This is a genomic window from Thermobrachium celere DSM 8682, assembly GCF_000430995.1.
Classification (GTDB): Bacteria; Bacillota; Clostridia; order Clostridiales; family Caloramatoraceae; genus Thermobrachium; species Thermobrachium celere.
This window is the reverse complement of sequence record NZ_HF952018.1, coordinates 602,111-624,300: the sequence shown is the minus strand read 5'-3', so window position 1 is coordinate 624,300 and position 22,190 is coordinate 602,111. Positions and strand designations below refer to the sequence as shown.

The window sequence follows — 22,190 nt, the reverse complement described above, 5'->3', positions numbered from 1 at the left end:
CTCCGCTATTTATTCCTTTTATAAGTTGGTACATATTCCTCCATTATTGTAAATAAAGTTTCATCATCAGCAGATAAATTTTCCTTTAAAATTTCAATTTTTGTTTTTATATCATTTATATCATAATTACCAGGCTTACCAACAAATATCTTCTTATGTGCAGTTTTTTGTAAACCTTCCTCATCCATTAAAAGTTCCTCATATAACTTTTCACCAGGTCTTAAGCCAGTAAAAACAATTTTTATATCTTTTTCTGGCTCAAGTCCTGAAAGTCTAATAAGATTTTTTGCTAAATCAACAATCTTAACAGGTTCACCCATGTCAAGTATAAATATTTCTCCACCCTTAGCCATTGCACCTGCTTGAATTACAAGCTGTGCCGCCTCTGGTATGGTCATAAAATATCTATTTATTTCTGGATGTGTAACTGTTATAGGTCCGCCTTCCTTTATTTGTTTTTTAAAAAGAGGAATTACACTTCCATTACTTCCTAATACATTACCAAATCTTACAGCTACAAATTCAGTCTTACTAACTTTATCCATAGCTTGTATTATCATTTCACAGAATCTCTTTGTTGCACCCATAATATTTGTTGGATTAACAGCCTTATCTGTTGAAATGAGAACAAATTTATTTACATTATACTTACTTGAAACTTCTGCTAAATTCATAGTTCCAATAATATTATTTTTAATTGCTTCCTTTGGATTTGCTTCCATAAGAGGAACATGTTTATGTGCTGCAGCATGGAAAACAACATCTATTTTATACTTATTGAATATCTCTTCAAGTCTATTTTTCTCTCTTATTGAAGCTATTATAACATCCAAATCAATATTTTTACCATATTTAAACTGTAATTCTGTTTGTAACTCATAGGCTCCGTTTTCATTAATATCTAATATTAGTAATTTTTTAGGATTAAACTTTACAATCTGTCTACACAGCTCTGAACCAATTGAGCCTCCACCACCTGTAACAAGAACTGTTTTATTTTTTAAATATCCAGCAATCTCTTCTATATTTAATTCTACTGGTTCTCTTCCAAGTAAATCCTCAATTTCTACATCTCTAATTTGATTTATACTTATTTTTCCCTCTATTAATTCATATACACCTGGCAGTATTTTTAGCTTACAACCTGTTTTGCTACAAACCTCTAAAATTTCTTTTCTATCTTCATTATTAAGTGAAGGTATAGCAATTATTATCTCGTCAATATCTTTATTTATAACTATTGAATCCAAATCTTCTCTTCCACCTAAAATATTTATACCATTAATTGACTTTCCCCATTTATTCTTATCATCATCAATAAAACCTACTGGTATATAGCCCAATTCAGGATGTTTCCTCATCTCTTTTACAACAAGTGCACCTGCATCACCAGCACCATAAACTAATACCCTTGCGCTCTTTTTTAAAACGTCTTTAGGCAACATTTCTATACTTGAAATTAACCTTCTTAAAAATCTAATTCCTCCTGATGCGAGTATTGTTAAAGCCCACATAATAAAATATACACTTAAAGGTAGTCTATAACCAATTATTTCTCCGTAAACATATGAAAAAATTGCTCCTGAAGTTACTGCTAATATAACAGAAATAAGTTCATTAATACTTGCATATCTCCATATACTTTTATATAACTTAAATACATAAAATGAAAAAATCATTATAAAAGTAATTGGTATTGCTGATAACCTATAAATTTTTAAATATTCAGTAGGTATATTCCAAGAAAATCTTGCAAAATATCCTGCAAATATTGAAGCATGTATAAATATTATATCAAGTAAAGCATATAAAATTTGCTCTATTTTTTTATTCATATGTTCACTTCCCTCTGTTCTAATATTAAGGCTGCCAATGGCAGCCTTAATATATTAAAGTTTATGAATTTTTTCTCTATTATTTATAACATCTTTAGTTGCATTTCTTGTATCATAAACAATTGCTGCTCTTTCTACTATCTTTTCATAATCATAGCATGAATGATCAGTTGTTATTATAACTATATCTGCACTGTCTATTACATTTTGCCAATTAATTGTTTCATATATTTTACCGTTATGTTTAAAATGCGGAATATATGGATCGTCTACATAAACTTCAGCACCATTTTTCTCTAAATGTTCTATTACCTTTAATGTAGGTGATTCTCTATAATCGTCTATATCCTTTTTATATGCAACTCCTAAAAGAAGCACCTTTGATCCATTCATTGCCTTCTTTTGCATATTTAGTAATTTCATTGCATTTTCTACAACAAACTCAGGCATATAATCATTTATTTCACCTGCAGTTTCTATTAATCTTGTGTGATAATCAAATTCTCTTGCTTTGTATGTTAAATAGAATGGATCAAGGGGTATACAATGTCCGCCTAGTCCTGGGCCAGGATAAAAAGCCATAAATCCATATGGTTTTGTCTTTGCAGCTTCTATAACTTCCCAAACATCAATACCCATCTTTTTACATAAAATTGCCATTTCATTTACAAGACCAATATTTATATGTCTGAAAGTATTTTCTAAAATTTTTTCCATTTCCGCAACCTTTGGAGATGAAACTTTAAATATTTCACCTTCTAAAACATTTCCATAAAGTGTTGCAGCAATTTCTGTACAATCCTTAGTTACCCCACCTACAACCTTTGGAGTATTCTTTGTTTTATAATACTTGTTACCTGGGTCAACTCTTTCAGGTGAAAAAGCTAAATAGAAATCTTCTCCACACTTTAACCCAGTCTCCTCAAGAATTGGTTTCACAATCTCTTCAGTAGTTCCAGGATAAGTAGTTGATTCTAAAACAACTAACATCCCCTTATGTAAATACTTTGCAACATCCTTAGTTGAATTTATTATATAAGAAACATCAGGTTGTTTGAACTTATCAAGTGGTGTAGGAACTGCTATTGCAACACAATCTACATCCTTTACAAAAGAAAAGTCTGTTGTTGCTTTAAGCATTCCTCTTTTTACTAAGTCCTCTAATTCTTCATCAACTACATCTCCTATATAATTATGTCCCTCGTTGACCATCTTAACTTTACTTTCTTGAATATCAAATCCTATAACCTTATATCCAGCTTTTGCTTTTTCAACTGCAAGTGGAAGACCAACATATCCTAATCCTACTACTCCAATTATTGCAGTCTTATTTTGAATTTTCTCTAATAATTGTTCTTTATAACTCACACCTAATACCTCCCATACTCTGTAGTCAATTTAAATTATATTCCTTTTATTTAGTTATTGTCAAATTTTTTAATTAAATCTGCAACATATTTTTGTTGATCAAATGTAATTTCAGGATATAAAGGAATTGCAAATGTTCTCTTTGAAAGCATTTCTGAAACTGGAAGATCTCCTTCATTATATCCTAAATTTTTATAAACATTTTGTAGATGTAATGGTACCGGATAATAAATACCTGTTGCAACCCCATTTTCATTTAAATACTTTAATAGTTCTTCTCTGTTTTCATGTTGAAGTATATATAAATGGTATATATGCTTACACTTACTGTCTTCATATGGTGTAACACACTTTGTTCCTCTTAACAATTCATTATAAACATGGGCTTTTTCTTTTCTTGCATTATTCCATTCATCTATGTATTTAAATTTTACATTTAATATAGCAGCTTGAATTTCATCTAATCTACTATTATATCCTATCATATCATGATAATATTTAATTTTACTTCCATGAAATCTTAACATCCTTATTTTTTGTGCAATCTCATCATCATTTGTTACTACCATTCCTCCATCTCCATATCCACCCAAATTTTTAGTTGGGAAAAAGGAAAAACATGCAGCATGACCTATAGATCCTGCCTTTTTACCTTTATATTCTGCTCCTATTGCTTGACAAGCATCTTCAATAACAATTAGTTTATGTCTATTTGCTATATCCATTATTTTATCCATATCACACATTTGACCAAAAATATGTACAGCAATTATTGCCTTTGTCCTTGATGTTATTTTTTCTTCAATTTTATCTGCATCTATACAGTATGTATCAGGTCTTACATCCACAAACACTGGAGTTGCTCCAACTTGTGAAACAGTCTCTGCCGAAGCAAAAAATGTAAATGGTGTTGTTATAACCTCATCACCTTCACCTATACCAAAGGCTTTTAATGTTAAAACTAATGCATCTGTACCATTTGCAACACCTATACCATGCTTTACACCACAATATTTTGCAATGTCCTCTTCTAGCTTTTTAACTTGTGGCCCCAATATATAATGGCCAGATTCAATAGTATTAATTACAGCTTCTTTTATTTCTTCCTTAATGGTTTCATATTGAGCCTTTAAATCTAATAATTGTAATTTCATATTTAATTGCCTCCTTAGTTATTTATAAATTTCTACAAATGTGTTTATAATATAAGCAACTTGTTCATCAGTTAAAAGTGTGTGAAGCGGTAATGTAACTTCATTTTTATACATATTATAAGCATTCGGATAATCTTCTATTTTAAAACCTAATTTCTTATATGCTGTTAATAATGGAAGAGGTTTATAATGCACATTTGTAGGTATTCCTTTTTCAGCCATCTTTTCAATAAACATGTTTCTATATTTTTCATCTTTACCTAATAATCTAACTAAATATAGATGTCCACTTGAGCAAAAGTTATTTCCATAGTGCTCTAAAATATGCAAATTGAGATCTTTTAAACCTTCATTGTACATTTCTATTATTCTTTTTCTAATTTTTAGTAATTCTGCATATCTTTTTAACTGTGCTAATCCTATAGATGCCATTATATCTGTCATATTGCATTTATAACCTGTATATATTATATCATATTCCCATGAACCTAATCTTGTTTTAGATAATGCATCCTTTGATTGTCCATGAAGAGATAACAGCATGTATTCTTTATAAATTTCATTACTATCTATTCCTTCAATTTCTTTCCAAGTAACTGCACCACCCTCTGCAGTTGTTAAATTTTTTACTGCATGAAAAGAAAAACTAGTAAAATCTGCTACTTCCCCACTTTTTCTCCCATTTCTCATAGCCCCAAAGGAATGTGCAGCATCTGCTATAACAATAACTCTTCCTATTGCCTCTTGTATTTTATTTTTTGGCTTAAATAAATGTTTTTTTCTATCTACAATCTCATAAATTTTATCATAATCACACATAACACCTGCTAAATCTACAGCAATTATTGCTTTAGTTCTTTCTGTTATGGCTTGCTCTAGCTTTTCATAATCCATCTGGTATGAATCTTTTGCAGTATCAACAAGAACTATTTTTGCACCAACATGCTCAATTACACTAGCAGATGCTGTATATGTATAAGCAGAAGTTATAACTTCATCTCCTTCACCAATACCTAGCAATCTTAAAGTAAGTTCCATACAAGCAGTTGCAGAATTTAATGCCACTGCTCTTTTAGTATTTGTATATTCAGCTATCTTCTGTTCAAATAATTTAGTTTTCGGGCCTGTTGTTATCCACCCAGATTTTAATGTATCAACTACTTCATTTATTTCTAAATCTGAAATATCTGGTGGTGAAAATAAAATCTTCATACTAATTTCTCCCTTCATTTGTGTCTTTTATAGAAATTTCTATAATTCCAAAAATTAAATAAAGAATAATAGTTCCTGTTATTACACCTTTATGGTTAAACTCATTTCCTGTAATTATTGAAAAAAACAAATAAACAATTATAGAAGTAAAAGCTCCTCTATTAAAATTAAAATCTATAAATGAACTTCTTAGTCTATTAATAATGATTAACAAAAATAATATTGTTGCAATAATACCAAATTCAACACAAATTTGTAATATTAAGTTATGAGCATGCTCAAGTGCATAATGAGCGACAGTTGAATTAAATCTTATTGATTCTGGCATACTTAAATATCCTTTTACTGCATATTCCTTAAACAAATATTTAAATTGGCCTCCACCAATTCCAAATGGATATTTTTTAATAATTTCAAAATCAGTAAAAATTGATTGAAGTCTTGCTACAGCAGATTCATTTTGTAAAAAAGATGTAGACGTTCCTCTTGTTATTATAAAACTAAAAAGAGGCTTTGATATAAAAATTAATATTATAGAAACAGTAATTAATAATTTTGAGTACTTTTTACTTATTAGACTTATAATTACGGCCATTATAAAACATAGCCATGCTCCTCTACTAAACGTAATAAAAATTGAAATAGTATAAAGCATAAATGAAGAGATTAAAAATACTTTTTCTTTTTTATTATTTTCTCTAAAAAGAATAAACTCTAATATAAGAGGAATTATTAAAATTAATATCCCTGCAAAAATGTTTACATTGTGAAAACCAAATGTTAAATATACCCTATCAATTTTAATTTGACCAGTTTTAATTATCCTTAAAAATATTTGAATAAAACCATATAAACAACTGAAATCCAAAGCAATAAACAAAGCAAAATAAATAAACTTTTTTAAATTTTTATTAAAATATACAACAAAAGTAAAATAAAAAGCTAAAGGTATAAAAATCCCTATATATACTTCACTCATACTCTTTAAAATATTGTCTGAAAAAAAACTACTGTTGAAAGAAAAAATCAGAAACATTAAAGTATATAAAATAAAATTGAATGCTGAAGAATCTATTTTAAATTGCTGTTTTATGTATCTAAAAATATCTCTTAAACTGCTTATAAATAAAATAGTAATATAAATGGTTTCAAAAGTAACCTTAATAAAGAAAATGTCAAAATAACACAATCTTCTAACCGTAGTGTAGATTGGTAGTAATACTATAAACATTATAATTGATTTTATTTTATCTATAAATATAAAAAATATATTAATTAACAAAATATTTAAACTTACAAATAAAATTGCTGAATTCTTAAAACCTAATTTAAAATATAAAATAGCACTCAAAAACAATGAAGCAAACAAAGAGAACAAAATTATCCTTTTATATTTTTTTAGCTCAAATAAAATTGTTTTCATTAAACTATCATCTCCCAATGATTATTTTTTATAAAAACTCAAATTAAATTTTTCTTTTTCAGTTGCAAATTTAATATATCCAAAGTACTGGTCATTCAAATTTTTAATAGCTTGTTCTACCTTTATATCACCTTTTATTGCACCTATGATTTGATTGATTTCATATGACGAATTTCTACTTAAAAATATTGTTGGATCATAATTTTCATTTTTGAAATTAACTACATGATTATATTCTTTATAAATATCATTTTTGACATTGTAATCTTTAATATTTAAAGGCAAAGCATTTCTTGTAGATAAAATTTCTCTATTAGTCTCTTCACTTAATAAAAATTCATAAACCTTTTTAATTGCAATTTTCTTTTTAGGATCTTCTATTGACTTTTTATTAATTACAAAAAATTTATCATTATCTACGTAATAATATTCTTTTATATCCGTATCTCTAATTTTAAATACATCTGATATACCTATATCAAAACTTAGAGGTAAAATATTTGAAAAATATGATTTATCTTCAAATGTACTAATAAGAATTGCAATTTTGCCCTGATAAAACTCTGATCTTAATTGATTTTTGCTTTTTTTATCAAAATCTTTGTCTATTAACCCCAATAAATACATTTCATGATAGGATTTTAGTAAATCCTCTGCATACTTAAAATCGTAAATACCCCTTTTATAGTCCCAAAAGCTTGTATAAATATTATTATTACTTACGCATGCTTCACCAATTGAGATTTTTATATCTTTATACTCAGAAATTGGGAAAGCAAATGGTATTATATCTGGAAATTTTCGTTTTATTATTTTAGCATAATTAATTAATTCATAAATTGTTTTTGGTGGTTGATCTGGATTTATACCTGCTTTTTTGAATATATCCTTATTCCATATCAATTTAACATTGGTTTCTGTAAGTTTTACACCAATATTTTTATCCATATATCTAACTACACTAGAATTATCAATATTACTATAATCAAACCCTATATCATCTAATGTTGCAATCTGATTGTTTTTTATCAAAGATGTAAAACCATATTCAAAAATATCTGGACCTTTATCAGTTGCTAATGCAACTCTCAATAAGTTATAGTAATCTTCTTTATAGTCATTATAAACTATATATATATTATCTGAATTTGTCTTATTGAATTTTTCTATTTGATACCCTCTTGTGGGTGTTATTATACTACTTTTCATCCAAAGCCTTATAATAACCTTTTCTTTTAAATCTTCTTCTACTTTTAACTCATCTATCTTTTTTAAATTAATTTTATAAAACAACGAAACAATAAGTAAAAAAATTGTTAATATAGAATAAATAAAGAGCTTTTTTTTGTTTTTATTCATTTAAATCACCCTTTTTTATTTTTAAATTTTATTAAATCAAACAAATCTTCTACATTTAGAATTATAAGCATAACTATATAAACAAAAGCACCAACTAATGAAGATATAAGCATGTTAATAAAAATATTTAAATTACTATCTTGTAAAATACTTTTTATAAAAGAATAAGTTAAATTAACAGCAATTGTCATAATAATTCCAGAAATCAACATTTTTGAAGATGTAATAATAATTTTTTTATACTTTATGCTCTTTATCTTTATTTTCACTTCTATAAGTAAAATTAAAGCTAATATATTTACTGATAGTGTTGTGGCTAATGCTATACCATTTACTTTTAAAACTGGACCTAATAAATATATAAATGCTATATTTACAACTACCAATATAAACCCATTTATCATAGGTGTTAGTGTATTTTTCATAGCAAAAAATACTTTTCCCAAAATATCTATGAGAGAATATCCAATTGCTGAAAAAACTAAATATTTTAAACAATAAGATGTCACAATAGTTGCATTCCTATCAAATTTACCATGTTCCAAAATTAACCTTATTAGTGGTTCACTCAATGAAAATAAACCAAATACAAGTGGAATTGTCACTAAAAGTACAATATTTACTGATTTTACTACAATATCATTGAAACCACGTATATCCCCTTGTGCATTTTTTTCTGTTAGTTTTGGATAAATAACTGTTGTTATTGAAACTATGAAAACTTGATTTATAATTGTACTAAACTTACTTGCATAGTCAATAACTGAAATACTTCCTTCAACTAAGTATGAGGCAAAATTTCTTGCTACCATTAAATTAATTTGGGATACTGCACTGCTAATTAAAATTGGAATTGCAAGAAGCATCATTTTTCTTACATTCTTATCCTTAAAATCTAAAATAAATTGATACTTATAATCCTTTCCCATAAAAGGTCTTTGACTATAGGCTTGTGCAACTGCACCTAAAAAAACTGACATTATAGCTGCATATAAACCAAAATATTTATAAAAAACTATAAGCCCTACCATTATAACTACATTTGCAACTATTCCTGTTAAAGCTGGTTGAATAAAATTGCCATAAGACTGTAAATAACCAGTGTATAATCCACTTATACCTAGAAATATAATTGATGGCATCAAAACCCTAGTTAAATTCACAGTTATTTTATAATAATCTTCCTTAAAACCACCAGCAAACAACTTTACAAGCTGGGGCGATACAAAAATTGCAATAACTGCTAAAACAGTACATAAAATTACAATAATATTTAATACATTATTAAAAAATCTTACTGCCTCTTGCTTATTATTTTTTATACCTGAAAATATCGGTATAAATGTCGTAACAAGAGCTGCAGCAATAGCACTAAAAAAAACTTGTGGCATTGTGCTTGCCGTTTTAAACACATCGGATTCTGCTGTAGCTCCAAGTTGTATTGCTACTATAAACTCCCTTAAAAATCCCGTCATTTTACTAATTATAAGTATTACTGTTATTATTAAACTATTTTTTGCTACATTTTTAATCTCTTTTTCCATAACTCCTCCTATTTATATAATTCATTATAAAGCTTTAAAAGCCTGTCTTCACATACACTCCAATTATACAACTCTAAAACTTTTTTATAACCGTTTTCTCCAAGTTCTTTTGCTTTACCATGATTACTAGCTAAATATTTAATTGCATCAGCAATTGTTTGAGTATTAGTAGGATCAACTGATATTCCTGCATCAGGATTTTTTATTATTTTTTCAAACATTGGAAAATTACTTGAAATTACTGCTGTTTTAGTTGCCATATATTCAAATATCTTAATAGGTTCAGAATTAACATATCTCCAATTTGTTGGTTGTAAAAGCACAAAACCAGCATATGCTTTTTTTAAATAATCAAAGACTTGCATATGTGGTATTTTACCAGTAAATTTAATATCAACATTCCTTAACCTATCTTTAGCAAACTTTTTACATTTTTGTTCAAAATCAAAAGTTTCAAATGGACCAATGAATAAATATTTATAATCTTCATCCTTTATAAGTTCTATCGCTTCTAATATTTTTAAAATTCCTCTGTCTTCTCTAAGACCTCCAATATAAACAAACATTGGTTTTTTTTCATACTCTTTTTCAATTTTTATTTCATTTAAAACAGGATAATTGGGAAGCATCACAACATTATTGTTATATCTTTTAAACTTATTAATCAACAATTCATTAACACTTATAATTGCATCTGCCTGCTTTCCTAAATGCTTTTCATATAAATAAATAACTTTTTTAATAATACTTCTCCCAAATTTGAAATGCTCTGCAAAACCTTCTGGATGATATTCATGAGAATCATAAATAATTTTACAACCTAATTCTTTTTTTAGCTTAACTGCCACTTGAAATGAATCTGGCTCATGTGCATGATATATATCAGCATTTATTTCCTTCGCAATCTTGAACATTCTATTCATTGGCTCAAATCTATCAATCCAATTTTTTCTCTTTGGGAAGCATTTTACTATAATACCATCTTCAGTTACAAAGTCCTTTTCTCCAGGTGCAACCAAATATATTTCATTAAACTGTTTCTTCAATGATAAAATTTCTTTGTAATATATCCTATTATCAAAAATATCATGCCCAGACGTAAGCATACAAATTTTCATAAACAGATCACTCCTTATTGAGAAGTTGTTTATACAATTCAATAATTTTATAAGAATTAATTTCCCAAGTATAATTATTTTTTACTGTTTCTAATGCTTTTTTTCCTATGCTTATTCTTAAATTTGTATCTAAAACTAATTTTTCTAATACTTTTTCAAGTTCATCTATATTTTCTCTTTCAACTAAAAAACCATTAATTGAATTATTTATAACATCCTCTATACCTTCCCCTTTGACTGCAATTACAGGTAACCCCTGTGCCATTGCCTCAAGATAAACCATGCCAAATCCCTCTTTATAGCTTGGTAGAGAAAATATATCATAGTTTTTTAAAATTGAAATCACTTTTGAATGGTCCATTTTCCCTAAAAACCTTACATTATTTACTAATCCCAATTCATCAACTAATCTTTTTAACTCACTTTTGTATTCTCCTTCTCCAATTATGTCATAATATACATCTTTATACTTTCTTACCAATCTTTCTAATGCATATAAGTTATATTGCAAACCTTTAGTTTTCTTTAAATTCGAAACACTGACTATCTTTATTTTATTATCACTTTGTCTAGGTTTAAATTGATTTACTATAATTTCTTTATCAATACCATTATTAATAGTTACAATTTTACTATAAAAACTCTCACCCTCTACTATCTTTTTCAATTTATTACTAACAGTTATTATATAATCTACATTATCTAAAACTTTAAAAAGTTGCTTTTTACACTTCTCACTTTTATATATTGTATTTTGAAAATCTTGTCCATGAATTGTTACTACATGTGGAACTTTATATTTTTGATTAATGATCATTCCTGCATATCCATCTGGTAATGCAACATGTGAATGTATGATATCAAACTTAAACTCTTTATTTATATCCCTCACTATTTTTTTAATTCCTATTGCCATAAGCCTTCCAGACTTATCAAAAAATAACCCTCTAGGGAATTCTATATATCTTGGGTGATAGATATCTACATTCTCAAGACTATCTTTATATGGCACATCCCTATAAGCCTTCCACTTTTTATTTATTAAAGTTAAAATATATGGTGCATAAGGAATAGGGCTTACTACTTTAACTTCACAGCCAGCATTAATTAAAGCCTTTACTTGTTGATGAACAAATATGCCTGATATTCTATTAAAACTAGAAGGATACATATGAGAAATAACTAAAACCTTCATAAATAACCCCCTATTCATAATCAAAATCATCGTTGATTATATCACAAATATCTTTGAACGTTAATAAATTTTAATTGATTCTATAATAAATGTTGGGGTATAGCCCCAACATATTTTTACAAAAAAATATGCATCTTTTTAGATGCTTTGTAATATTACACATCCAGAGAGTATTCAACAAGTGCATATTAATAATTTTATCAAAAATTTACTTAGTTTTAAAGATACTATTAAACTCGTAAAACTCACGATTATATTTATTATTCTCTTATCCCACATTTTATTATATCCTGCTTTAACTTTTCAGTTATTATTTTATATTCTCCAGCTCTTATTCTGTATATATACTTTGTTTTTGTGTTTTCTTTATTTACACCATATATCGTTGTAACAAAATATTTAAATCCAACTTTTTTAGAAACATTTATAGCGTCGCTATTGTATTGTCCAAAAGGGAAACATAAAACATTTGTATCTTTACCAGTATAATTCTTAATTAGTTCTTTTGACTTGTATAAATCTTTTTCAATTCGGTCTAAATAATCATTTCTTGATTCAATCTGTTTTTTAACAGGATCATATATTCTTGTAGCTAACTTGCCACCCTTTTTTAGAGAAGAATCTTTGTACACGTAACTATGGCTATCATGTGTATGAGAATGTATTTCTACTAAACCACTGTCAACCATTTCTTGAATTTCTTCTTTACTTAATGGATTAAAATCCTTTGTAGATGGCCTATATGACTCTGTTCTTGATGTTATTATAAAATTCGTAGCAGGAACATTGTATTTCTTTAATACTTTATATGCATATTTGTAAAAACTTTCTATACCATCATCAAAAGTAATTACAACTGCATTATCAGGAAGCTTTGCTTTCCCCTCCATTGCCATTAGAAGTTGAGATAAGCTTATTATATTAAAACCATTTTCCTTTAGCATTTTTACATCTTCTTCAAATCTTTCAGGTGTAACAGTTATACTACTAAACCTCTCATTACTAATATGATGATAGGTTAAAACAACTGCTTTACCTGAATAATAAACTTTTTTACCTTTTATATCTTTAGCATAAATATTGTTTGAAATATTTAATATAATAAAAATGGTTAAAATTAAAGAAAATAATGTTTTTTTATACACATCAACCCCACCTTTATTTGTCTATCATGTCAAAAATTCAATATACACAATAAATGATATATGGGCTTCCCCATATATCATTTATACAACTTATTATATGTTGCACTATCTAATACCCCAGTCTGAGTCAATTTGTTTGCTTTTTGGTATGCCTTTAGGGCATTTTGTGTTACTGTTCCAAAATATCCTGTAACATATTTTGCATTTAAATATCCAAGCTGCTTTAGTCTATTTTGAAGCTTTAAAACATCTTGTCCCTTTGAACCTACATTTAAATATATAATATTTGTTGAAGTTACTGTCCTATTTGTTATAGATCCTATTGCAACACCATTTAACCTGTCCTCTAAAACCTTTTTGGCTCCAGCACCAAACACTCCATCTGCCTTTAACTTATTTGCCTTTTGAAAGTTTTTTACTGCATTTAATGTTGCAGTATCATAAACTGAATTGGGCTTAGAATACTTTAAATATTTTAACTTAATTAAGGCCTCCTGAAGTATCTTTACATCTGCACCCTTCATGCCCTTTTTAAGAGTTCTGTTTATATTCAGTCTAATAGGCTCTTTTTGTACACTAAACTTAATCTCCTTTTCATCATCCAACTGATTTGTACTCATCTTATCCTTTATCCTAACTTTCAAAATATATTCCCCTATAGATGATGGAATATAACTTAGCACGTTTGAATCCTGACTCTTCTTAAATATACTTTTTCCATCCTTAACAACTTCAAACTCATAAAACTTACCTTTTGTAGTCCCATTTACTGCATCAACCCTAAAGCTTGCAGCCTTTTTTTCATATATCTTATCCTGTAGAATTGTAATTTTACTTATCTTTGGTACATCAAATACTTTAAAATTAACTGTTTGTCTTACATCATATTCTTTATTAGAACCTTCTTGTTTAATATTAATAACAACCTTATAATTTCCAATTGTACTTGGTGTAAACTCTAATAAACTACTTTGTGAGTACTCTGTTCTTTGTACCTCTTCACTATCATTGTTATAAATTATAAATGAAAATTGATTATTTGAATCATAAGTATAAACATTAATCTTAACAGGTTGTCCAACTAAAACTTCTCCTTTATCAATTCCAATAGACTTTAATATAACATTTAAATTAGCTATTTTAGTATTAGGATAATAAAATGCCAAAATATCCTTATATTTTTGTCCCACATATGCTCTATTTATTGCACCATATTGACTCATTCCAACACCGTGTCCAAATCCTCTGCCACTAAATGTATAAGTACCTGTAGAAGCATCATATGTTACATTATATAAAGTACTTAATAACGTATTTGTCCTTTTATTACCCTCAACAAGATCTAAAAAGTTTCTTGATGTTGATTTGTTTAATGTCTTTGTATAGTATATTGAAAGTTCTATTACCTTTCCCTCTAAATCCTTTTTTACTCCAGATATATTAATATTTTTGAAGCTATCAACTCCATTTAAATATTTTAAATCCTTTAACTTTTTGTTTATATCTGCTCCCTTTAAAGTAATTTCTCCTTCAGTTAAAGTAAATGTATATACATCTTCATTATTTATCTTATTAAAAGCAACATTTATTATATCTTTATCAGTACCAATTAAACTTTTTATCTTTCCACTATCTAAATTAAAATAACACTCTAAATTCATGTTACTTATTCTTCCACTTGTAAATTTTGATATTGATCCTAAATCTATTTTACTAAACTTGTGTCCTGCTGCAAGAGTTCCATTTGTAAGCATATTGGCTTCCATTTGACTTGTTGTAAGCTTTCTTGTCCACTGCATTTTTCTAATATTCGAAGTTTTAGCAGGATCATCAAACTCATCATACTTTGTTTCTAAATATGAAAAATTAGTAGACCATACATTTCCACTGAGCTCAGTATATCCTCCATTACTTGCTGAAAAGTATGCATTTATTAATTCTCCATTGTATGTCAACACTTCACCCTTGGTTTCATTTATTGCCTTTATAATATTATCAAAGTTTGTTTCTTTTCCTGACATAATTCCTTTATAAACTTGAGATGATGTATCATCATATAAATCAAAACTACTACTTGGCTTTATATTCTTTAGTGCATATGTTCTTGAAGCTACAGCTTGTACTTTATAAGCTTCTGAAGCTCCTCCTGGTACATCAAATCCCATCTCATTTCCAATTACTCCAACAAGATAATTTTCTACGTCTATTGTATTTATAGGTAAAATATTTTCACCACTTATAACAAACCTAAAATCCCCTAAATATGTTCTTGTTTTATCTGTAGATGAAGGAATTGGTAAAGTAAGCGTTGAGTTATTTAAAACTGGTTCAAGCTCTAATACATCACATAATTTATCTAAATATTTTATCTTCCCACCTTCTATTTTAAAATCAACTATACTATCACTTTTTAAATTTGTTTTAAAACTTTCAAACTCTTGTCCACTCTGATTTTTTACCTTAAGTCTTAAAACATAATCTCCATTTAAAGTTACCTTCATCTGTTTTGATGACATTGACTTTAATGCAACCCTAATATTTGTATAGTATACATCTGGGGTTACAGCAGCAAATACTGATAAGTTGTTAAATAATAATATTAATATAGTAAAAATCGCTATTAACTTTTTTCGCATCAAACCATCCCCCTTTAAGACCTATTCTACATTAAATAACAGTATTTTTCAACAAATTTAATTATTTTAGTTCTTCTTTTAACTTATTTATAGCCCTTTCTTTTAATCGTACAATCGAATTATAATGACATCTTCTGTTTTTGGCAATCTCAACCATGCTTTTGCCTTTAAAATAATATTCCGCAATAACCTCCCTCTGCTTTTTGTTTAATTTATTAATTGCCTCATACAGCCTTTTTATATCATCTTCCATTATATAATCCTCTTCAAGACAACCTTCATCTGGTATTAAATCATATAGACATCCTCCATCCTCAAGCTCCTCATCTAAGCTTATATTTTCCTTGATCCTTTTGGCAAAGGCCTTAACAGAATAAATAACAGCACATTTTATATATGCATTAAAATCTCCCTTCTTCTCATCAAAACCTCTTAAAACCTGAAGAATTGCCAAAACCGCCTCCTGATATGCATCCTCATAGTAGTTTCTATCACGTATATACATCTTTATTGCCCTTTTTATAAGCGGTTCATACTTTTTAATCAACATATACTCATCCATATTAACCCCTCCAAAATTTATTTCCGGCCGGATGAGTATATGGTAAAAGACTTTATAAAATAATTCCAAAACGTAATAAATATAAAAACATATTTATTACACATAAAATTAAGCGTAATAACTTAAATTTTAAAGTTATTACGCTTAATTTTACAATTATTACGCTCCCTTTTTATTAAGAAATTCACTAAATAAATAAAAAAGAAAACCTAATACTATTAAAAAAACTCCTAAATTGGCTAAATATAATATAGAACCATTTAACAAATCCACAACAACCTTTTTATATATCTCATCCCCTATTGAAATATTTTGTATATACTTCATAAAATAGAGGGTATATAATGGTACAGATAAAGTTATCCCTGCCACCTCAAAAACTGCTGATAAAACATTTAATGCATCCTGCTTTGATGTTAAAAATAAAACTGATAATGATATAAGCATTACCATTATATATATATTTATATTTCTATAAACATTGTTCAATACATCCCTAGCAAATATTAAATACTTATTATTCTCTAATCCACCTAAATTTAAAAACATAATATGATTTTCAACTAACGTGTTTATCTCATCTCCAATGCCCTCTATTTCATTCTTTAAAAGGCTGTTTATCTTAAATCCTCTTTTAACAAAATAATCCTCCACATCCCTTTTAACAACTTGAGCTAAACTTAGGTTGGGCTTTGGCAAAGTATCCTCAACCTTTAGGAAATAATCTACTGTACCATAGGTCAATCTTTTAATATTATCCTCTATCATCTTTTCGTCAACTAATCCATTTAAAATATCACTACTTAAGTTATTTTCCAGTGCAACTGCTTTTAAATCCTTTAATATTAAATCTTTTATATGTATATATAAATTGTTACTTTTAAATACCCCCAAATAATACTCTGCATTTAAAACTCTTCTTTTAACAAATACGCTAAAACCTATCGCAAATAGATCTAAAAATATAACTAAAGAAATTAAAATAACCGTCAACTTTTTTAAAATCCTCATAAAACCACCCTACTTTAAATTTATATCTCTTGTTGACTCAACAAAATCACAGGTTACTACAAATCTCTTCGGTGCAGCACCTATATAGTTAAATGGATAGCATGTGTAAATTGTAAGCATCTCCTTATCTGATGGAACTATAACAGTTTCATCATTTTTATCTACTATCTTTATATTCTTCACTCTATATTTATATGTACCATAAGTTGTATAAATTACAACTTCATCTCCAACCCTTATTCCTTCTAGCCTTCTAAAAACAGTATCTCTATGCCCTGCTAATATACAATTTCCACCTTCACCTGGGATTAAACTTGCAAACGAGTGTCCAACACCCTTAATAAGCTGTTCGTCATCATCTCCTTGATATATAACTGAAGATATATTTAACCTTTTAATCTCTATCTTACCTATAACATCTCCCCAAAGAGGATAATCAATTAAATACCCATTTATCTTAAACTTTTCGCTTTTTACCCCACTTTCAATTTTAGATTTTTTAAATAGTAAATCTAAATAAACAATTCTATCAAAAAACATATTTATAAAGCTGTAGGACAAAATGGCTAAACCTAATGCATATAAAAGTAAAGGAGTCCAGTGACGAACTCCCCTTTTCATAAAGCTCATATTACTTTCTCTTTCTTAATGCTAAAAGTCCTGCTACAGCAGTAAGTGATCCTACAGCCATACCTAGAGCATTTGCTGTTCCTGTCTTTTTCATTATTTTCCCATTTCCAGCAACAACAGCAACAATCTTTCCCTTTTCATTTACAAGTTTTACTGTTCTTACCCCATTTTTACCTGTTACAATTTCAGCAGTAAGACCAACTATTCTTGCTGAATCTTGAATTTCTGCTATAACTTTTTCCTTATCTTCTCTACTTAATTTTGTTACATCTGTAACCCCTCTTGCATCCATTAGAGCCTTTACATCATTGATGTTTTGAACTACTAAATCAAGCTTATCCTCTGAAATACTTACAGTCTTTAAATAATTTTCAGCCATAGTGATAATTGCACTATTGGCACCAACTCTTCTTAAAGCATTAATTACATCCTGCTTTGTTGCAGCACTTGCAAAGGTAGTTGAAAATACAGTTAAAGCTAATGCAAGACTTAGAGCAAACTTTCTTGCCTTCATAATAACACCCCTTTATGTAGTATTCTTTACATTTATCGTCTATTTCCATAGTAGCCTTTAGAACTATAGTAAAATTTTACTTGATTATAACATAAAAACATCCTAAAAACAATCATACAAATCCAAAACCCAAGTGAAATGTCACAAAGTCCCAAGACTTTTCACATTTCACTTAGGTATCACACCTTAATCAACACCCCTCAAATACCCTAGGTGCCACCCTGGTGACAATGTGATAAAGTCGCAAGACTTTTCACATTTCACTTGGGTGGCACCCATTAATTACTCCTTATCTGTATCTACTGCAGCCTCAAAGGAAGCCTCATAATTATTTACAATATCCTTCAAATACTTAAAAAACTCATCCTTCAAATCTTCCCTCTTTAATGCATACTCTACTGTCGCCTGAAGGAATCCAAGCTTATCTCCTACATCATATCTTCTTCCCTTAAATGTATACGCATACATAGCCTCTCTATTTAAAAGCTCCTTCAATGCATCTGTTAACTGAATCTCTCCACCTTTTCCTGGGCGAGTGTGCTCTAGTATCTCAAATATCTGTGGAGTTATAATATATCTTCCAAGTATAGCAACATTACTTGGAGCCTGTTCCTTGCTTGGCTTTTCAACTAGGTCCTTAACCTTATATACACCATCTTCAATATGCATTCCCTTTACAATTCCATACTTACTTACATCCGCCATTGGTACCTGCTGAACACCTAATATAGTTGTCTTATACTCATTATACACATCTATAAGCTGCTTTAAGCATGGTACCTCTGCATCAACAACGTCATCTCCTAACATAACTGCAAAAGGCTCATTCCCAACAAATGTCTTTGCACATAAAATAGCATGTCCAAGTCCCTTTGGTTCCTTCTGTCTTACATAGTGTATCTGAACCATGTTTGAAATATCCTGAACCATCTTTAAAAGATCGTCCTTCTTCTTCTCCTTAAGTTCAAGCTCAAGTTCAACAGACTTATCAAAGTGATCCTCTATTGCCCTTTTATTTCTACCTGTTATTATAAGTATCTCCTCTATTCCTGCCTCAACAGCTTCCTCTATTATGTACTGAATAGTTGGCTTATCTACTATTGGAAGCATCTCTTTAGGTTGTGCCTTTGTTGCTGGTAAAAATCTTGTTCCAAGCCCTGCAGCTGGAATTATTGCCTTTCTAACCTTCACACTAACTCCTCCCCCAAAGCAACATAAATTTACATAAATACTAACTATAAACAGCAATAATATTATAACACAAAATTTCTAAATCTAACAGTTTAAATTTTTAAAAAAATCTGATCTTAATTTTTTAGACGGATTTTTAAACAACTTTTACATTAATCAATCCCATTATTAAAAATCCTATCTAAACAATCAAAACACAAACTATTACTTAATATTACTTACGGCAGTTGAGTCTTAACATTGTCAATATGATCTGCAGCAGATCCTGTTGAAGCAAGAATGGTTGTATCAGATAATGGCGAACAGTGGTCTCCAAATACTCCACAGCCTGCAACAGCAGTAACCAATGATATTACTTGTCCCCCTTTAAAATTAAATACTACTTGAATCATAATTTAAAATTCTATAATCTAGATATATGCTTCCTACAAGGTTAATAATATAAAATTAACAAACTATTACATATATGTTAATTATGTTCCTAACCAATAAAAAACTCTCATAAAACTTTGCCACCCATGTGACAATGTAAAATCCAAGAAATGGATAATTTCACATTTCACTTGGGTGGCACTTTTATTACTCTGCCATCTTTAAAATCTCTTCCTTAAACCTCTTTATGTTTTCCTCTGCCTTTTCTAGTGTTTCTCCCTTTGTCATAAAATAGAACTTTATCTTTGGCTCTGTTCCAGATGGTCTTGCAGTAATTACACTTCCATCCTCTAAAACTAGCTGAATTACATTTGACTTTGGAAGTTCAATCACTTCCTCTTCTCCGCTTACAACATTTTTTGTAACACTCATCTTATAATCCTTCACAAGCTTAACAGATAGGTCTGCTACCTTCTTTGGAGGGTTGCTTCTTAAATCCTCCATTATTTTCTTTATCTTCTCGCTTCCCTCAATTCCCTTTAGGGTAATTGAAACAAGATCTTCCTTATAGAAACCATACTTATTGTATAGTTCCATTAGTCCCTCATATAGGCTCATACCCCTATCCTTGTAGTAGCAAACCATCTCAACAATTAGCATTGATGCTATTACAGCATCCTTATCCCTTACGAATGTTCCAGCAAGGTATCCATAGCTTTCTTCAAATCCTAGTATAAAGTTCATATCCCCATTTATCTCAAATTCCTTTATTTTTTCCCCTATATACTTAAATCCTGTTAAAACATCAAGTATTTCAACACCATAATCCTTACATATTGCCCTTGCAAACTCTGTTGTAACTATTGTCTTTATAACAACAGGGTTCTTTGGTATTGTATTTGTCGCCTTTAGGTTTTCAAGCATATAGTGAGTTAGTAGTGCACCTGTTTGGTTTCCTGTTAAAACTACATAGTTTCCTTCGGAATTTTTAACAACAACGCCAACTCTATCGCAGTCTGGGTCTGTTCCTATTATTACATCTGCATCAAGTTCACGAGCCATCTCCATTGCTCTTGTAAATACTTCTGACTCCTCTGGGTTTGGATATTTAACAGTTGAAAAGGCTGGATCTGGATTTTCCTGCTCCTTTACAACATATACATTCTTGTATCCAAGCTCCTCAAGTACCCTTCTTACAGGCTTATTACCTGTTCCATGAAGTGGAGTGTATATAACCTTTACCTTGTCCTTCATCTTTTCAACAAGCTCTTTATTTACGGTAAGACCCTTAACAAGCTTTACATATGTATCCTCAACTTCCTTTGGCATAAAATTAAATAGCCCTTTTTCTATTGCCTCATCATAATCCATTCTCTTTATGTCACTGTAGTCTACATTTTTTATCTCATTTAATATTCCCTCTGCAAGTTCCTCTGTAACTTGGCCGCCATCTGACCAGTAAACCTTATATCCATTGTATTCCTTTGGATTGTGGCTTGCTGTTATAACTATTCCTGCTGTTGCCTTCATGTGTCTTACTGCATAGGATAACATTGGAGTTGGTTTTAGTTCATCATATATGTAAGTCTTTATACCACTTGCATTTAAAACAAGTGCAGCCTCCTTAGCAAAAACATCACTATATTTTCTTGAATCATATGCTATAGCAACAGAAGGATTTTCTATGTTTTGCTTTAGTATAAAGTTCGCAAGGCCCTGTGTTGCCTTTCTAACAGTGTACACGTTCATTCTGTTAGTTCCAGCACCAATTATACCTCTTAATCCTCCTGTACCAAACTCAAGCTCTTTATAAAATCTTTCCATTATCTCCTTTTCATCAAGCCCCTCAAGTTCCCTTCTTGTTTCTTCATCAAACTCTAACCATCTTTTATACATTGACATGTATTCCACATTGATTCCC

General features: G+C 29.0%; 17 protein-coding genes and 1 pseudogene. All 18 read right to left on the bottom strand.

What is annotated here, in order from left to right:
• Positions 1 to 5 precede the first annotated feature (5 nt).
• A complete protein-coding gene (locus tag TCEL_RS03500; RefSeq protein WP_018661176.1) occupies positions 6 to 1,835 on the bottom strand; it encodes a polysaccharide biosynthesis protein in 1,830 nt (609 codons plus the stop codon).
• Between the two features lie 54 nt (positions 1,836 to 1,889).
• On the bottom strand, positions 1,890 to 3,203 hold the full coding sequence (locus tag TCEL_RS03495) for a nucleotide sugar dehydrogenase (protein WP_018661174.1): 1,314 nt from the start codon (positions 3,201 to 3,203) through the stop codon (positions 1,890 to 1,892).
• Positions 3,204 to 3,253: 50 nt separating this feature from the next.
• A complete protein-coding gene (locus tag TCEL_RS03490) occupies positions 3,254 to 4,357 on the bottom strand; it encodes a DegT/DnrJ/EryC1/StrS family aminotransferase (protein WP_018661171.1) in 1,104 nt (367 codons plus the stop codon).
• Positions 4,358 to 4,375: 18 nt separating this feature from the next.
• Positions 4,376 to 5,569, bottom strand: coding sequence for a DegT/DnrJ/EryC1/StrS family aminotransferase (locus TCEL_RS03485; protein WP_018661170.1), 1,194 nt, complete (start codon positions 5,567 to 5,569; stop codon positions 4,376 to 4,378).
• A 1-nt stretch (position 5,570) separates the two neighbouring features.
• The gene (locus TCEL_RS03480) at positions 5,571 to 6,548 is read right to left on the bottom strand and encodes an O-antigen ligase family protein (protein WP_242823434.1); all 978 of its coding nucleotides are present in this window, start codon (positions 6,546 to 6,548) and stop codon (positions 5,571 to 5,573) included.
• 465 nt (positions 6,549 to 7,013) lie between these two features.
• Positions 7,014 to 8,351, bottom strand: a complete 1,338-nt coding sequence (locus tag TCEL_RS03475) for an ABC transporter substrate-binding protein (RefSeq protein ID WP_018661166.1) — start codon at positions 8,349 to 8,351, stop codon at positions 7,014 to 7,016.
• Positions 8,352 to 8,356: 5 nt separating this feature from the next.
• Positions 8,357 to 9,895 (bottom strand): murein biosynthesis integral membrane protein MurJ, encoded by a 1,539-nt coding sequence (gene murJ, locus TCEL_RS03470; RefSeq protein ID WP_018661164.1) that lies wholly within the window; start codon positions 9,893 to 9,895, stop codon positions 8,357 to 8,359.
• Between the two features lie 8 nt (positions 9,896 to 9,903).
• Positions 9,904 to 11,013: a glycosyltransferase family 4 protein gene (locus TCEL_RS03465; protein ID WP_018661162.1), complete on the bottom strand. Its 1,110-nt coding sequence runs from the start codon at positions 11,011 to 11,013 to the stop codon at positions 9,904 to 9,906.
• A 7-nt stretch (positions 11,014 to 11,020) separates the two neighbouring features.
• Complete coding sequence (locus TCEL_RS03460) at positions 11,021 to 12,208, bottom strand: glycosyltransferase (RefSeq protein ID WP_018661159.1); 1,188 nt, start codon at positions 12,206 to 12,208, stop codon at positions 11,021 to 11,023.
• A 260-nt stretch (positions 12,209 to 12,468) separates the two neighbouring features.
• A complete protein-coding gene (locus TCEL_RS03455; RefSeq protein WP_018661156.1) occupies positions 12,469 to 13,353 on the bottom strand; it encodes a polysaccharide deacetylase family protein in 885 nt (294 codons plus the stop codon).
• 77 nt (positions 13,354 to 13,430) lie between these two features.
• On the bottom strand, positions 13,431 to 15,989 hold the full coding sequence (locus tag TCEL_RS03450; RefSeq protein ID WP_018661154.1) for a SpoIID/LytB domain-containing protein: 2,559 nt from the start codon (positions 15,987 to 15,989) through the stop codon (positions 13,431 to 13,433).
• A 61-nt stretch (positions 15,990 to 16,050) separates the two neighbouring features.
• On the bottom strand, positions 16,051 to 16,551 hold the full coding sequence (locus TCEL_RS03445; RefSeq protein WP_018661152.1) for a sigma-70 family RNA polymerase sigma factor: 501 nt from the start codon (positions 16,549 to 16,551) through the stop codon (positions 16,051 to 16,053).
• A 159-nt stretch (positions 16,552 to 16,710) separates the two neighbouring features.
• Positions 16,711 to 17,562 carry a hypothetical protein gene (locus TCEL_RS03440; protein ID WP_018661150.1) on the bottom strand — a complete coding sequence of 284 codons (852 nt, stop codon included), beginning with the start codon at positions 17,560 to 17,562 and terminating at the stop codon, positions 16,711 to 16,713.
• Between the two features lie 9 nt (positions 17,563 to 17,571).
• The gene (locus TCEL_RS03435; protein WP_198010640.1) at positions 17,572 to 18,183 is read right to left on the bottom strand and encodes a class D sortase; all 612 of its coding nucleotides are present in this window, start codon (positions 18,181 to 18,183) and stop codon (positions 17,572 to 17,574) included.
• Positions 18,184 to 18,193: 10 nt separating this feature from the next.
• Positions 18,194 to 18,706 (bottom strand): hypothetical protein, encoded by a 513-nt coding sequence (locus tag TCEL_RS03430; RefSeq protein ID WP_018661146.1) that lies wholly within the window; start codon positions 18,704 to 18,706, stop codon positions 18,194 to 18,196.
• Positions 18,707 to 18,988: 282 nt separating this feature from the next.
• Positions 18,989 to 19,897 (bottom strand): UTP--glucose-1-phosphate uridylyltransferase GalU, encoded by a 909-nt coding sequence (gene galU / locus TCEL_RS03425; RefSeq protein WP_018661144.1) that lies wholly within the window; start codon positions 19,895 to 19,897, stop codon positions 18,989 to 18,991.
• A 224-nt stretch (positions 19,898 to 20,121) separates the two neighbouring features.
• Positions 20,122 to 20,253: pseudogene (locus tag TCEL_RS14050) on the bottom strand (Na+/H+ antiporter NhaC family protein); the annotation flags it as partial.
• Positions 20,254 to 20,476: 223 nt separating this feature from the next.
• Entirely contained in the window at positions 20,477 to 22,180 is a 1,704-nt protein-coding gene (locus TCEL_RS03420; protein WP_018661140.1) for a phospho-sugar mutase, read from the bottom strand.
• Between the last annotated feature and the right edge of the window lie 10 nt (positions 22,181 to 22,190).